Annotated in this window: 14 protein-coding genes, 1 pseudogene and 1 CRISPR repeat array; of the genes and pseudogenes, 10 read left to right on the forward strand and 5 right to left on the reverse strand. The window is 58.6% G+C overall.

What is annotated here, in order from left to right:
• The first annotated feature begins 59 nt into the window (after positions 1–59).
• Positions 60–409: a CRISPR direct-repeat array (repeat unit 36 nt; unit sequence GTTCCCCCTTCGGGGGGATCCCTAGAAATTGGAAAC).
• Between the two features lie 70 nt (positions 410–479).
• The 4 genes from cfa (at position 480) to ACVWZG_RS00020 (ending at position 4,092) form a co-directional block, all read left to right on the forward strand.
• A complete protein-coding gene (gene cfa, locus ACVWZG_RS00005; protein WP_457415136.1) occupies positions 480–1,619 on the forward strand; it encodes a cyclopropane fatty acyl phospholipid synthase in 1,140 nt (379 codons plus the stop codon).
• Between the two features lie 97 nt (positions 1,620–1,716).
• Positions 1,717–2,160 carry a SufE family protein gene (locus ACVWZG_RS00010; RefSeq protein WP_011431815.1) on the forward strand — a complete coding sequence of 148 codons (444 nt, stop codon included), beginning with the start codon at positions 1,717–1,719 and terminating at the stop codon, positions 2,158–2,160.
• A 13-nt stretch (positions 2,161–2,173) separates the two neighbouring features.
• Positions 2,174–3,295 (forward strand): metal ABC transporter solute-binding protein, Zn/Mn family, encoded by a 1,122-nt coding sequence (locus tag ACVWZG_RS00015; RefSeq protein WP_457404730.1) that lies wholly within the window; start codon positions 2,174–2,176, stop codon positions 3,293–3,295.
• Positions 3,292–4,092 carry a metal ABC transporter ATP-binding protein gene (locus ACVWZG_RS00020; protein ID WP_457404732.1) on the forward strand — a complete coding sequence of 267 codons (801 nt, stop codon included), beginning with the start codon at positions 3,292–3,294 and terminating at the stop codon, positions 4,090–4,092. The genes ACVWZG_RS00015 and ACVWZG_RS00020 overlap by 4 nt, the downstream gene beginning before the upstream one ends.
• Position 4,093: 1 nt before the next feature.
• On the opposite strand, the gene ACVWZG_RS00025 is transcribed toward ACVWZG_RS00020, so the two are convergent.
• Complete coding sequence (locus ACVWZG_RS00025; RefSeq protein WP_457404734.1) at positions 4,094–5,311, reverse strand: RNA-guided endonuclease InsQ/TnpB family protein; 1,218 nt, start codon at positions 5,309–5,311, stop codon at positions 4,094–4,096.
• Between the two features lie 94 nt (positions 5,312–5,405).
• On the opposite strand from ACVWZG_RS00025, the gene ACVWZG_RS00030 reads away from it, so the two are divergent.
• Entirely contained in the window at positions 5,406–6,242 is an 837-nt protein-coding gene (locus ACVWZG_RS00030; protein WP_414343173.1) for a metal ABC transporter permease, read from the forward strand.
• Here the strand turns inward: ACVWZG_RS00030 and ACVWZG_RS00035 are convergent.
• Positions 6,211–7,062, reverse strand: coding sequence for a hypothetical protein (locus tag ACVWZG_RS00035; RefSeq protein WP_457404736.1), 852 nt, complete (start codon positions 7,060–7,062; stop codon positions 6,211–6,213). The genes ACVWZG_RS00030 and ACVWZG_RS00035 overlap by 32 nt on opposite strands.
• A 110-nt stretch (positions 7,063–7,172) precedes the next feature.
• Positions 7,173–7,433: pseudogene (locus tag ACVWZG_RS00040) on the reverse strand (RNA-guided endonuclease InsQ/TnpB family protein); the annotation flags it as partial.
• 173 nt (positions 7,434–7,606) lie between these two features.
• On the opposite strand from ACVWZG_RS00040, the gene ACVWZG_RS00045 reads away from it, so the two are divergent.
• The 5 genes from ACVWZG_RS00045 (at position 7,607) to ACVWZG_RS00065 (ending at position 10,629) form a co-directional block, all read left to right on the forward strand.
• Entirely contained in the window at positions 7,607–7,786 is a 180-nt protein-coding gene (locus ACVWZG_RS00045) for a 50S ribosomal protein L32 (RefSeq protein WP_011431820.1), read from the forward strand.
• Positions 7,787–7,897: 111 nt separating this feature from the next.
• Positions 7,898–8,314, forward strand: a complete 417-nt coding sequence (locus ACVWZG_RS00050) for a J domain-containing protein (RefSeq protein ID WP_414342162.1) — start codon at positions 7,898–7,900, stop codon at positions 8,312–8,314.
• A 127-nt stretch (positions 8,315–8,441) separates the two neighbouring features.
• On the forward strand, positions 8,442–8,705 hold the full coding sequence (locus ACVWZG_RS00055) for a DUF3143 domain-containing protein (RefSeq protein WP_011431822.1): 264 nt from the start codon (positions 8,442–8,444) through the stop codon (positions 8,703–8,705).
• Positions 8,706–8,712: 7 nt separating this feature from the next.
• The gene (gloB, locus tag ACVWZG_RS00060; RefSeq protein ID WP_457404738.1) at positions 8,713–9,471 is read left to right on the forward strand and encodes a hydroxyacylglutathione hydrolase; all 759 of its coding nucleotides are present in this window, start codon (positions 8,713–8,715) and stop codon (positions 9,469–9,471) included.
• A gap of 81 nt (positions 9,472–9,552) precedes the next feature.
• On the forward strand, positions 9,553–10,629 hold the full coding sequence (locus ACVWZG_RS00065) for an EAL domain-containing protein (RefSeq protein ID WP_457404741.1): 1,077 nt from the start codon (positions 9,553–9,555) through the stop codon (positions 10,627–10,629).
• On the opposite strand, the gene ACVWZG_RS00070 is transcribed toward ACVWZG_RS00065, so the two are convergent.
• Together ACVWZG_RS00070 and ACVWZG_RS00075 are read right to left on the reverse strand one after the other, a co-directional pair.
• Positions 10,586–11,770: an MFS transporter gene (locus ACVWZG_RS00070; protein ID WP_457404742.1), complete on the reverse strand. Its 1,185-nt coding sequence runs from the start codon at positions 11,768–11,770 to the stop codon at positions 10,586–10,588. The genes ACVWZG_RS00065 and ACVWZG_RS00070 overlap by 44 nt on opposite strands.
• A gap of 907 nt (positions 11,771–12,677) precedes the next feature.
• Entirely contained in the window at positions 12,678–14,336 is a 1,659-nt protein-coding gene (locus tag ACVWZG_RS00075; protein WP_457404744.1) for a cation:proton antiporter, read from the reverse strand.
• Positions 14,337–14,388: the final 52 nt, after the last annotated feature.

Here is a 14,388-nt window from a genome sequence, read left to right on the forward strand (position 1 = left end):
CCCTAGAAATTGGAAACGATCCGGATTTGTTAATTAGTATTGCTGGATTTTCTATGGTAGTTCCCCCTTCGGGGGGATCCCTAGAAATTGGAAACGATCCGGATTTGTTAATTAGTATTGCTGGATTTTCTATGGTAGTTCCCCCTTCGGGGGGATCCCTAGAAATTGGAAACCACACTCTTTTGCCGTCATAGGCATACGGGTGGCAGTTGAATGTTCCCCCTTCGGGGGGATCCCTAGAAATTGGAAACTGTAGGCTTTTTAAGAATAATCTGAACAGGTAAATCAAATCCAGCAGTTCCCCCTTCGGGGGGATCCCTAGAAATTGGAAACAGTGAGGTTTATCAGCCAAACTCCCTTAATCTCTCTGAGCGTTCCCCCTTCGGGGGGATCCCTAGAAATTGGAAACTTGTTGGATCCCTTGCCACCTTGGGGTGTATTTGTTGAGTCAGTTTCCCTGCAGTGAGGGCTCCCTAGGGATGGGGAAAGGACTCAACAGCTTGCGCTGGCTGGCGCGTCAGTATGCGCTTCGAGTTCTGGATGCTGCCGGTATAACCCTCAATGGCTCACAGCCCTGGGATATTCAAGTTCACGACGAGCGGCTCTACCTGCGCTGCCTGCTCTATGGATCCCTGGGCTTTGGCGAGGCCTACATGGAGGGCTGGTGGGATTGTGCCGCCATTGATGAGTTGATTTGTCGTCTCCTGACCACCCAGGCACCGCAGCAGGTGGGTTGGCTAACTCAGCCCTTGCTTGGGTTGGACAGTTGCCTTATCAACCGCCAGCGGGGCAAGGGGGCATTCGTCATTGGCCAGCGCCACTACGACATTGGCAACGATCTCTATGAGGCCATGCTGGATCGCCGCATGATCTACAGCTGTGCCTATTGGGATGGGGGCGTGCAAACTCTGGATGAAGCCCAAGAAGCTAAGCTTGACCTCATTGCCCGCAAGCTGGAACTCCAACCCGGCATGCGGGTGCTCGACATCGGCTGTGGCTGGGGCGGCACAGCCCAGTACCTGGCCGAACGCTACGGGGTGCAGGTTGTGGGGATTACTGTTTCCAAAGAGCAAGCCAAACTGGCCAGCGAACGCTGCCGCGGCCTGCCGGTCGAGATTCGGTTAGAAGACTATCGCCAGACCCAGGGAAAGTTTGATCGCATCCTTTCTGTCGGCATGTTTGAACATGTTGGCTACCGAAACTACCGAACGTTTATGCAGGTAGCCCGCCGCTTGTTGAACGACAATGGCTTGTTTCTTCTGCACACCATCGGCAGCAACGTGGCCTACCAGGGGCGGGATCCCTGGATTGAGCGCTACATTTTCCCCAACTCGATGCTGCCCTCGCCTCATCTGATTACTGCAGCCTTTGAGGGCTTATTTGTGCTGGAAGACTGGCACAATTTTGGGATCAATTACGTGGCCACCTTAAAAGCCTGGCACGCCAATTTCGAGCAGGCATGGCCAAAATTAGCCGACCGCTACGATGAGCGCTTTCGCCGCATGTGGCGGCTCTATCTCCTGATGAGTGCCGGTAGCTTCAAGGCCCGGGCCAGCCAACTTTGGCAACTGGTCCTCTCACCACGGGGAGTAAGTGGCGGCTATCGCTCGCTTCGGTAACGACAGTCCCAAAAGTTTGCAGGTGCCCCTGCGCCCTCGCTGAGTGGGGGTGTTATGATGAGTTTGATTATCATTCTCACTCTAGACAAGCTGAGGGATGCCCGCAGCTCTGCAGCAAATTGTCAATCGCTTCCAGAAGGCCAAGACCTCGCGGCAGAAGTATGAGCTTCTCCTAGCCTATGCCAAGCGCCTGCCACCCTTTCCCGAAGCGGAGAGGAAGGAGGAGAACCTAGTCAGAGGTTGCGCTTCGCGGGTGTGGCTGGCCACCGAGTTTAGGGAGGGCAAGGTCTACATCCAAGGGGATGCCGATGCTCAGTTGGTCAAGGGTTTGGTGGCCATTGTGGTGGAGGGGCTAAGTGGCCTAGCGCCGGAAGAGATTTTGGGGGTTTCCCCAGAGTTTGTGCGGGAGATGGGCCTCAATTTCAGCCTTAGCCCTTCCAGGAGCAACGGTCTGGTGAGCATGTTTTCTTTGCTCCAGCAGAGGGCTTTGGCTTTTCGAAGGTCGGGTTCTGCAAGTTCTGCTGTCTCTGTTGTTTTGTGAGGTATTTCTGCACATGACCGATAGGCTTAACTCTCTTCGCTCTGTTCGATCCATGCGATTGCTGGTATCTCTGGTGGCCGCTCTTTCGGTCGGGATCCTGGGAAGCCTGCAGATGCGCCAAGAAGAGTCCCGGGCCCAGCAGGGATCCAGCCCCCCAAAGGTGGTGACCACGATTTTGCCGATAACGCAATTTACCCGTGCTGTGGCCGGGGATCGGGCAGAAGTCACGCCACTCCTTCCCCCTCAGATGGGGCCCCACGACTTTCAGGCTCGACCTGAGGAGGTTCGTTTGCTGGCTCAGGCGGATGTGCTGGTGATCAACGGGTTGGGTATGGAAACGTTTTTGGAAGGGTTGATCGCCAGCGCTGGGAACCCCCAATTGCAAATCGTTGACAGCAGCGAAGGGATCCCAACTTTGCGGGCTGAGGAGCCAGAGCATGGGCACTCCCACGGTCACGGCCATGGACACTCTCATGGATACAGTCACGGCCATTCTCACGGGCATGGCCATGGCCACTCTCATGGGCACAGCCACGGCGAGTTTAACCCCCACATTTGGCTGGATCCCAGGCGGGCCATTCAGCAGGTGGAAAATATTCGTGATGGCCTCATCTCTGTAGATCCGGCGGGGGCAGAGATCTACCAGGCCAATGCGGCTGCTTTTATCGAGAAGCTCAAGGCTTTGGATGAGGAGATCGAGCAGCGCTTGGCTCCCTTTGCCGGCAGAAAGTTTGTAGTTTTCCACAACTTTGCCCCCTACTTTGCCGAGCGCTACAACCTCAAGGCTGAGTTTTTGGTGGAGATCCCAGAGGCCAATCCTTCTCCAGAAGATGTGCGACGGGTGATGGAGACGGTGCGGGCATCCGACCTGAAGACGATCCTGGTGGAACCGCAGCTGGGGAGTAACAACCCCTTTGAGGTTTTGGCCAGAGACCTAGGGATCCAAGTTCGCGTTTTCGATCCCATCGAAACCGCTGGCCCTGAGGGGATCGAGCCGGAATATTACCTGACCATCATGCGGCAAAACGTGGAGAACCTGGTCTCCGCCTTTGAGAAGGAGACGGCCTTCCTGCCCCTGCAATTGCCGCTGCTGGGCCAAGCTGCTCTCGAACACCTGCTGGCGAGGGGGCGGTGATCTCCTGCTCCGGCGAGGTTGTCCTGCGCGTCGAGGGGCTGACGGTCTATCGGGGATCCCAGTTGGCGGTGCAAAATGTGTCGTTTGAGCTGAGGGCGGGATCCCATACGGCGGTTGTTGGCCCCAATGGAGCCGGCAAAAGTACCTTGGTGCAGGCCATCTTGGGGATCCTGCCGCGGCAGTGCGGCTCGGTTTGGATTCTGGGAGAGCCGGTGCGCCTGTCCGGCTATTTGCCCCCGTCAGTGCGGCAGCAGGTGGCTTACGTGCCCCAACGTTTTCAGTTCAATCCTGGGATCCCCATGGTGGTGGAGGAGTTTGTGGCTTTGGGTTGGGGGGCGTTGCAACCCCGCTGGCCCTGGCAGCAGCGCTCTGCTCGGCAGCAGGCGGTGCAAGAGGCGCTGGAACGAGCCGGCGCATCCCACCTGTCCTCTAAGGCTTTGGGCCAGCTCAGCGGCGGGGAGCTGAAACGGGTGCTGTTGGCCTATTGCTTGGCTTGGCCGCGGCGGCTGCTTATCCTCGACGAGGCACCGGCAGGCTTAGATACGCTCAGCGAGGGGGAGTTTTACCGGCTCCTGGAAGAGCTGCGCCAATCTCTGGGCTGGGCCATTTTGCAGATCTCCCATGATCTGGAAATGGTGTCTTGCTATTGCGACCGCGTGCTGTGCCTCAACCAATCCCTCATCTGCCAGGGATCCCCCCAGGTGGCTTTGGCACCAGAAGTGCTGAGCCGGGTTTATGGGCCTGTTCGCGACAGCGGTGCGGAGCACCATTTTGTCCGCTACATCCACCGTCAGTAAACTACCCGACCCTGACTGCTTCGCAGTACGGGGCGGGCTTAAGGCCTCCGGCCCGCTGGCGCGAACGGTAGCCCTGCAGTTGGCAAGCCAACCACGGACCTCTAGGCTGGTTTACGACAGCCCCAAGTTTGGCAATCATGTTGGCCCCATTCCAGTCCGCATCCCCTTCCCATCCACAGTGCCCACACTTGAACTGCTTCCCACTGCGATAGGATTGCGCAGGGTCGGGATGGATGTGCAAACACCGGTGGCAGGTCTGCGACGTGTAGGCAGGCGGCACCAGAATCAAGGTAACCCCTGCACGCAGAGCCTTGTATTCCAGAAACTGCCTCAGCTGGTAGAACGCCCAACTGTTGGCCCTGCGCCGTTCAGCTTTGCTGCGTGGCTGTTGATTGACCCTTTCCCGGATCCCTGTCAAGTCTTCCAGAGCAAGAGCGCTGTTTGTCGCCTTTGCCCTAGAGACAATAGCTTTGGAGATGCGATGATTGACCCACGCCTGAAAGCGCCTCTCCTTGCCAGACAGCCGTTGCAACAGTTGACGGCATCTGCGCCGCGAACTGCGTGTGCCCTTACTGGCTTTGCGTTGGAGTGCCGCCCTCAGCTTGGAGTAGTGGTCTCGGATTCGGTTCAACTGCTGTCCATTCCAGTTATCTCCTTCCGATGTATGGGCAATATCCGTCCTCCCCAAATCCACCCCGATCACCTTGTCGGTATCTTGTTGCTTGGGTGGTTTTTTCTCTACGCAAATCTGGATGTAGTAGGAGCCATCTTTGCGCTTGACCAGGGTGGCAGCTTTTGGGTTGGAACCAGCCAGCATCCCACGCTGGTAGTTGCCAATGACCAGTTCAAAGCGTTCTCTCCCTTCCACCGTGGTCAGCGACACCGTCCAGTCTTTTTGACGGAACGAAAAGATGCGAGCGTCGTAGGTAACAAAGCCGCTCTTAAACTCCTTGACGGGACGCTTTTTCTGCTTAGCCACTTTGCGGGAACCCGCTACCCGTCTGCACACCTGTTGAGCCAAGTTACTGGACAAGCCAAACCGGGCTCGAATCTCGTAGTAGCAAAGGGATTGGAGTTTGACTGCGTTGACTACTTTTTCTGGTGTGTTTTGGTTGACCCAGTTCAATGCCTGTACAAAGGCATCCATCGTCGCGTCCAATTTGGCGGCTTGCGACGGGGACACCTTGAGCTTGCAGGATATGGTCAGGACTTGGCTCATAAGTTCATTGTACTTCATCAAAGCGCATTCCTCCCGGCACTGACCCTACGGGTACAGTGCGGGGCTCCTGCGATTTCTAGCTGAGGGGAAGGCGATGTTGGAGGGCTGGGTGCGGGTAGTGGAGCTGTTGCAGTTGCCCTTTATGCAGCGGGCCATGCTGGGTGGGATCCTCACCGGCATGACAGGTGGGCTGCTGGGCAGTTTTGTTATTCTGCGGCAACTGTCGTTTTTTAGCGATGCCCTGGGGCATTCGGCTCTGCTGGGGATTGTTTTGGGAGTGCTGCTGGGGCTGAATCCCACCGTGGTGTTGATGGTGTTTGGGGTGGGATTTGCTTTGGGCGTCACCTTTGTCTTGGAGCGCACTCAACTGTCGGCGGATGCGGTGCTGAACATCATCTACTCTTCCTCTTTGGCGCTGGCCGTTATCGCCCTCAGCTTGCTGCCCGGCTATCGGGGCAACCTCAACCAGTTGTTGTTTGGGGAGATTTTGGGGATCAGCCCGGCAGCCCTGTGGACGAGCGGGATCCTCTTGCTGATCAGCTCGGCCTATGTGGGATTGACTTTGCCCTCCCAAATGTTGCTGACCCTGGATGAGCCGCTGGCGCGGGCGCGGGGGGTTCAGGTGGGCTGGCAGAAGCTGGCTTTTGTGGTGTTGCTGGCTGTGGTGGTAGCGCTCTCAATTCGCTCTGTGGGGGTGTTGCTGGTGAGCGCTTTTGTGGTCATCCCAGCCTCGACGGCAAGGCTTTTGGGATCCCGCTTTACAACCTATGTGCTGCTGGCCATAGGTATTGGGGGACTGAGCGCGGTGCTGGGGATGATCGCCTCGGCAACCTTCAACCTGCCCTCCGGCCCCAGCATTGTTGCCACCCAGTTGCTCTTTTTTCTCCTAGCTATGGCGCTCAAGGGGGTGTCGCAACTCCTGCAGCTCTAGCTAGCGGCAATCCAAGAGCTCTCTCGGGCAGCGGCTTTTCCTGCAGAAGCTGGCCAAACAGGCGGCGATAGCTCTCTGGAAAGACCTGCCCGCTGAGGGTGGGCTGCTCGTAGACGCGCTTGAGGGTGTTGAGATCCCGCTTGGTAATGTTGGGCACCCGCAACACCCGCCGATTGCCGGTAGCCGCCGCATGGTGTCCGCCATACATCAGATCCCGCAGGTTCGGGCTATGGCCCCACAGCCCCAGCCCATGCCCGATCTCGTGCCGGGCCACCGCCGTCACCTCGGCCAACCCCTGTCCTTCTGCAATGACGATGCGCACCCGCTGCTGCAAAGAGCCATCGGAGGCGAAGAAAAACTCAGGCCGGGCCGCCCCTGCCACCCCGCCGCCGATGGGGGGAACGCGGTAAATGCTCATCCCGTACAGGGCTTCTTCCTCTTTGGCCACCACCCGCATCGGGATGTAGGCAGACCAATCCTTGACCGCCTGCTCCACAAAGGTTTTCCATTGGGCGTGATCCCCCTGGATGTAGATAGGGACGGGATAGAAGGCCCACTGGGCATAGGCTCCACCTGGCAAAAGCGGCTCGATTTCCTCAAAGTAGTCTCCCACCGCCTTGTCGTAGGCGTAGCGATCCAGGCCGGGGGGGAGTTTGAGCCGCATCGGCTGCGGCAGTTCTCCGGCTTGAGTTTGAGCCTGGGCTTGCAGGGCTTCAATGCCAAAAAAGTGGGGAACCAGCAGGGATCCCCTGCCCCCCACTGCCAGGACGAGGAGCATCGTCCAGCCGAGGATGCAAAGCTGTAGAATGCGCCGCCGCATCAAAGCCGCCCTTTCGCCCTTGTCTTTCTACAAGGTTAGTGGCTCAGAAAGCAAGTGTCGTTCGTTTGACATCCTCCCCGGCCTGAAGGCCGGAGATTCCTACCACGCTGCGCATGGATGGCTCCTTGCGCAGTCGTCTCGGCGGGTTCCTGCTTCCGACCGCCCGTGCAGTTCGATCCACAGGCCATCCGGGCTGACACGGGTGGTTCACCCACCCGCATCCCGACCGCAGCGTCGGCCGTGTCCTGCCCTTCGTCTCGCAACAGCTGTATCCCGCGAGCAAGGATGTTGATGGCACCGACCAGAAAGGCCTCCGGCCCGCTGCCGCGAAAGGCCTCCGGCCCGCTGCCGCGATCGGCGTTATTCTCATAACTGCGTTTTTAAAGGGCGTCGGCTACGGTCGGCGCTATCCTTCCCCGCCCTGAAGGACGGGGCTTGCCGCGCCTTTTGGTCAACCACTGATAGGCTACTTGCCTGAATAAAGCTGGGATCGGCAGCGCAGCCTCAATGCTAGCCTAGTAAGGCTGTGTTTTTGTGCGAAGCCATGCCTGTTCCTAAGAAGAAAACTTCTAAAGCCCGCAGTCGCAGGCGCTACGCCGTCTGGCTGGGCAAAGCTAAGCTCCAGGCCCAGCGAGCCATGACCATTGGGCGCGCCATTCTCAGCGGTCGCAACACCGGTTTCTACTATCCCAAAGCTAAGTCTGAAGAGGATGAGGAAGAATAGAGGCTTGCTGCAGGGATCCCGGTGTCTGCGCGAGTGATTACACTGGACTAGAGCTGTGCTCCCCTGAAAGCGGTTTTGCTGCCCCTGTAGTCTTGCTCCTCCATAGGTTGCATGCGCTCCTTGACTTCCCTCACCTACTACCAACGGCTGGGTCTGTCTCCAGGGGCATCTCCTGAGGCCATCCGGCGGGCCTACCGGCAATTGAGCAAGCGCTACCATCCCGATACTTCTCCCCTGGCTCCGGAAGTGGCCATTCGCTGCTTCCAAGAGTTGCAGGAGGCCTACCTTGTCCTTAGCAACCCGGCGAAACGGGCCATCTACGATGCCAGCTTACGGGCGGTGACCGCCAACACGGGATCTCTGGGCATGCCGGGATCCCTTGGTGCCGATTCTCTAGAGCTGCGTATGGAAACCCGCCCACTTTCGGCTGGCGAGCTGTGTGCCCTGCTGCTGATGGGATCCACCCTGGTTGTGTGTTTGGTGTTGGCAGGTGTCCTCGCTTGGCTGCGAGAGAGTGGGGCAAGCTGATTCTGCGAGCATTTCCTGCCCTCTTCGGTAGGACATTGGGATCGAGTTTTCGGATTCTGGATCAGGAGTGCTTGAATGAACATAGCCCGTTGACTCTAGGGTTTGATTGCTTTTCTTGAATCTCGCCATGCCTTTGCCTCCTGCAACCACGCCCCTGTACAATCACCCGCTCCACACCATCGAACGCTGGCTGGAGGATCAGGGCTGCACCCGCGATCCACAGGATGTGGAGCAGTGGTTTTGCGAACGGCCTGGCTGGAAAGCCATTTTGCGCCTGGAAGAAACCAGCATTTGGGTGCGATACACCTACCCAGACGGCAACACGAAAACTTTATCTTTTCCCTATTCCCTCAGCCGGCAAGACGTAGAACAGGCCATTTTTGAGAGTTAGCCGAGCCATGCGCGTTCTCCAGTTGCCTGCCCTGCGCGATAACTACATCTACCTGCTCCACAATCCCGACACTGCAACAGCAGCCGTGGTGGATCCGGCAGTGGCTGAGCCCGTGTTGGAAAAGCTGGCCGAGCTGGGGGCGGAGTTGGTGGCCATTTTCAACACCCACCACCACCACGACCACGTGGGGGGCAACCGACAGCTTTTGGAGCGCTATCCCCGTGCCAGAGTCTATGGCAGCCAGGTGGATCGGGGGCGGATCCCTGGCCAGACGGTGGAGCTCAAGGCAGGGGAAACAGTGGAGTTTGCGGGTCGGCTAGCAAAGGTGCTGTTTGTGCCCGGCCATACCCGCGGCCATATTGCCTACTACTTTTCCGGGAGTGGGGATCTCTTCTGTGGCGATACCCTGTTTGCCGGGGGATGCGGGCGGCTGTTTGAAGGCACGCCGGAGCAGATGGTGGGATCCCTGGATCGACTGCGGCAGTTGCCGGAAGCCACACGGGTGTGGTGTGCCCACGAATACACCTTGAACAATCTCAGGTTTGCCCTGACAGTGGATGGAGACAACCCCGACCTGCAGGCGCGTTATCAGCAGGTGGCTGCCCTGCGCCAGACGGGATCCCCGACTGTCCCCAGCACTATGGGCGAGGAGCGACGCACCAATCCCTTCTTGCGTTGGGATCAGCCGGCTCTGCAAGCTGCCACCGGGCTCCAGGATCCGGTGCGGGTCTTCGCTCGCCTGCGCGGTATGAAGGATCAGTTCTAGCGCTGTTTGTAAAGTTTGCTTTCTCCTGGGAGAGCGAGGGCATACTGTCGGTGGGACTGCCTAGCTATTCCCCAAAATCCTATGTCTTGTCCTGAGTGTCCGGCTCTGCCTACCTTTTGGCAGGAGGCAGGGCGTCTGTTTCTCTGGCTGCCCACCCCTCACACCCAGCGCAAGGTGGTGCGGCTTCTGGAGGCTAAGGAGGGGATCCCAGCCCCCCTTTCGGTTCAACTTTTGGAAAACCTTGGCCTGGCGGTTTCCATTGCCCAGGGGGCCCTCAAGAAAACCCTAGAAGGAATGGCCGAGGTTCTTTCGCAGCAGGAGATGCGGGCCAGCCGCGCTCTGTTTTTGGCCGGAGATAGGGATCCCTGTTGGCAGGATTGCGCCCGGGTGGAGTTGTTGCAGGAGTTGTTCCACCGCACTCAGGCCGAGCTGTTGCTGGAAGTGTTGGCAGAAAGCCGGCTCACCACCTACTTTCAGCCCATTGTCCAGGCGCGGGATCCCGCTTTTGTGGTGGGCCATGAGGCGCTGGTGCGAGGACTGGACAAGGAAGGGCGGTTGATCAACGCGGGTTTGCTCTTTGCTATGGCTCGGGAAGCCCATTTGCTCTACCAGCTGGACTTGGCCGCCCGCCGCACGGCCATTGCCGCGGCCATGCAGCACCACTTGCAGGGGGATCTCTTTATCAACTTCAGCCCCACTGCCATCTACGACCCGGCTTTTTGCCTGCGCCATACTGTCTGGGCTATTAGCCGCGCCGGGATCCCGCCCCAGCAGGTGGTGTTTGAGGTCAATGAGTCTGACCGCAGCCCCGATTTGAACCATTTGCAGCGGATTTTGCACTTCTATCAGCAGGCAGGCTTTCGGGTGGCTTTGGATGATTTGGGGGCTGGCTATGGATCCCTGAACCTGCTGCACCAGCTGCGGCCAGACATGATCAAGTTGGATGGAGAGCTCATTCGCGGGGTGGACCGGGATCCCTACAAGGCGGTGATTGCCCAAAAGCTGCTGGAGCTGGCCCAAGACCTGGGGATCACCACGCTAGCGGAAGGGATCGAGACTGCGGGGGAGCTACAGTGGGTTTGCGAACACGGCGTGGATCTGGTGCAGGGCTTTTTCATTGCCCAGCCCCAGCCTGTCCCGCTACAGCCAGCAGGATAGCCGCTCCCACAGCTTGAGCAGCCACTGAGAAGGCTACCAGACCTGGAAGGGAGAAATCATAAAGCACCCCCATCAGGGCGCTGCCCAAAAACCAGGCCAGGCCGTAGACGCTGGTAAACAGGCCGAAGGCAAAGCCCCTCGTCTGGGGGGTCACCATGCTGGCTACTGCCGCCTTCATGACCGATTCCTGAGCGCCCAAGCCAATGCCCCAGAGCACCATGCCCAGCACCGTCAGAGCATAGGTACCGGAAAAGGCCAGCGGCGCAAATCCAGCCGATACCGCCACCGCTCCCAGCAAGCTCCACAGCCCCACGCGGTCGAACAGCCAGCCACATCCCAGGGCGGCCAGGGCATCCACCCCCATAGCCAGGGCATACAGCAAAGGGATCCCTGCCCCATCGCTCCCTGACTGTTGTTGCAGATGCAGGGCAATGAGGGGAAAATCCGCAAACCCCATAGCCACACAGGCTGCTGCCAAAAGATACAGCCAGAAAACTTTGGGCAAGCCTTTTGCTGGAGTCATCTCCGGCTCCGGCTCAAAGTCGCGCGGACTGGGATACAGCCATTGCGCTAGCCCCAAAGCCGCCAGCCCCACCGCTGCCGGGATCCCCAAGGCCAAAAACCCACCCCGGAAGCCATAGCCGACTTTCAGAACTGCCGCCACCAACAGCGGCCCCCCCACCGCCCCAATCTGATCTAGGGTCTCGTGCAGGCCAAACCCCAAGCCCCGTCCCACCTGCAGGGCTGCATGAGAAAGCAACACGTCCCGCGGCGGGGTGCGGATCCCTTTGCCGGTCCGCTCGGCCAAGAGCAGCACGGCGGCCCAAGGCCAACTGCCCACCCAGGCCAAAGCCGGGATCACCGCCGTGTTGATGACATAGCCCAAGGTGGTGAGCTGCCAGTGCCCCCGACTGCGGTGCAAGGGATCCCTGCCCAGCTGGTCGCTCCAATAGCCCACCCCCAACCGCAAGCCATAGGCCAATAGCTCCCCCCCGCCGGCCACCAGGCCCACCACCGTGCCGCTGGCTCCTAGGGATCCCAAAAAAGCCCCAGAAATGCTGCGTGCCCCTTCATAGGTGGCGTCAGCGCACAAGCTCACAATGCCGAGGAGGAGAATAAAGCGCCAGGCAGAGGGAGACATAGTCAGCAACCGCTTGGTCGAGGCTGGCCAAATAGCTGGAGAAAGGGACAGGAGCTGCTCGCTCCCAAGAGGGCTCCCTATCTAGCAGCTCTAGCTACAGAGTAGCCGAGGGAGGTCCTCAAATCTTGCAAGTCCATCAAGGTCTTGCACTCCTTGCCCTGTCTAGGTTTAATAGGAGCGGGTGATGTTTTCCTCCAAGAACTCCTGCCCGAAGGAGCCAAGAAATGGCCAACAAAAGGATGGCTTTGAAGTTAATTTTCAACCTTTTGGGTAGCTGCCTAATCTCAATGGCCGTTGCAGGGGCAAGTACGACAATAGATAAACGGGCAATCTTAAATGCCGAATATCTCATAGCCACTCTGGATGGAGTAGAGCGGATTCGTTTTCAGAACGGAGAGTATCAACGAGGTTCTAGTGTCTTTCAGGAAGGGTTCCTAGTGGCAAAGCTCCAAGACCTAAAATTTAGCGACCTCAATAACGACGGGTTTCAGGATGTTGTTGCCATTGCAGCAAGCAATACAGGAGGATCCGCTAGTTGGATTAGCTTGTCAGGACTACTAGGTGGCCAAAAACTTGTGCCCTTGGAGCCTGTATTTCTAGGAGACAGAGTTGTAGTTAGTAACATTTCAATTGAGAAAGGCTCTCGAGGGAGTGCTCAGGTTTGCCTGGATATGCTGGTTCACGGGCCTAACGATGGCATGTGTTGCCCTACCAAGAAAGAGAGAAGATGTTTCGTGCTTTCTGAGAGGAGATGGATACCTCGTAAGTAAAGAAGCTACTGACTTCCTCGCAACTCCCAGCGAGCTAGAGTTTTCAACGTAAGTCAAACGTATTCATGCCCAGCGTAGTTTAGTGTTCCCTTGATTAGGGTCTCGCCCGGGATCCAAAGTTGGTCCTGGGGTAATCCCTACTTTGAGTCCTCCCCTCTTGACAAGCTAGAGAGGCTAGTCTGCTGCTCATCCCGAGGAAGCTCCACCAAAATGACAGGGATGGAGCTGGTTTCCAACACCGCCTGGGAGGTAGATCCCACCAAAACCTGCTCCCAGCCGCGGTGGCCCCGCTTGCCCATGACGATGTCGGTTACCTGCCGCTCCTGAGCTAGGGTTACGATGGTCTCCGCCAAGGGCCCGGAAGCCAGGCAGAACTGGTGGCGAATATCCGCCAAAAGGCGCTGGGCAAGCTGGCGCAACTGTTCCACCCCTTTCCCCTGCAGCTCATCGGTAACATGCAGCACAATCACTTCCCCATCCACCCGCCGCGCCAAATCGGCTGCCTTGCGCAACACCACCTCGGCTAGAGGAGAGGTATCCACGGCTGCCAAAAAGCTCACCTTGCCTTGGCTGCCCACTTTGGTGGGATCCACCTCTCCTTTTTCCAAAAGCCGGGGAGCACACACCTGGGTCAGCCAAGCACCCAGGGGAGCGGTAACCAGAATTGACAAAGCCGCCAAGGCCAAAATGATCTCCCCACCGGGGATCCCTTGGGCCAAGGGGATCCCACCAATGGCCGCCTGTACCGTCGCCTTAGCCATGTTGCCCGGCAGCAAAAACAGCCGCTCCCGCCAGGTCCAGTTGCTCCCCAGGGTGGAAAGCCACCAACCTAAGCCCCGCCCCAGCAGCAGGCTCAGGGTTAAGAGCAGCAAGCCCGGCCAAAACACGGATCCCAGCACCCCCAGATCCAGCGACGCTCCCAACAGCACAAACAACACGATCTCCGCCACCGTCCAGAGGGCATCGAACCCACCCCGCAGCCGCCGCGCCAAGGGGGCATCCAGCTCAATCAGAAAAAACCCCATGGCCATCACCGCCAAATAGCCGGAAAAATAGGGCCACACCTGCGGTGCCAGCACCAGCCCCAGGGCCATACAGGCAGCCAGCAGCGCTTCCTGGACGCTGTTGCGGGTCCAGTTTTGTTGGGTTAGCAGCGACACCAGAACCCGCGCCCCCAGGTAGCCTACAGCCACGCCCAGCAGGATCTCCATCACCACCTGGAACGGCAGCCACTGCAGCGGCGACAGCTCCAGGCTTCCCAAGCGAACGCTCGCGGCGGATCCTTGGCCCAAAAAGCTGAGCAGCAGGCTAAACCCTAAGAGCAGCAGCACATCGGAAAGGGCGCTGCCGGTCAAAATAGCATCCGGGATCCCTTTGGTTACTCCCCAGCCCAAACTCTTGAGGCGCAACATCCCCGGCACGATCACGGCTGGCGACTCCGCCCCAATCACGCAGCCCAACAGCAAACCGGTAGGCCAGTCCAACCCCAGGATCCAGGTGCTCAACAGGGCCACCGCCACCGCCTCGCAGGCTGCCGGCAAAAACCCCAGCCGCAACGCCACGGATCCCTGCTGGGCCAGCTTCTCCCGATCCAGCCCCAGGCCCGCCTTCATCAAAATGATCATCACCGCCACCACCCGCAGATCCCCCGCCGCTGCCAGCACCTCCGGGGATAGGACATCTCCCAGCAAGATCCCCACGAGGATCATCCCCAGCAGGGGGGGCATCCCCAGCCGACCCACGATTTGGCCGACAAAAAAGCCCATCACCAAGATCCACAGCCAACTGCCCAGCATCACCAGATCCTCATCTCCTTGTCGTCAGGGTGTTGAAGGGCAGCCCAGGGGG

It is taken from the genome of Thermostichus sp. OS-CIW-33 (genome assembly GCF_054059615.1).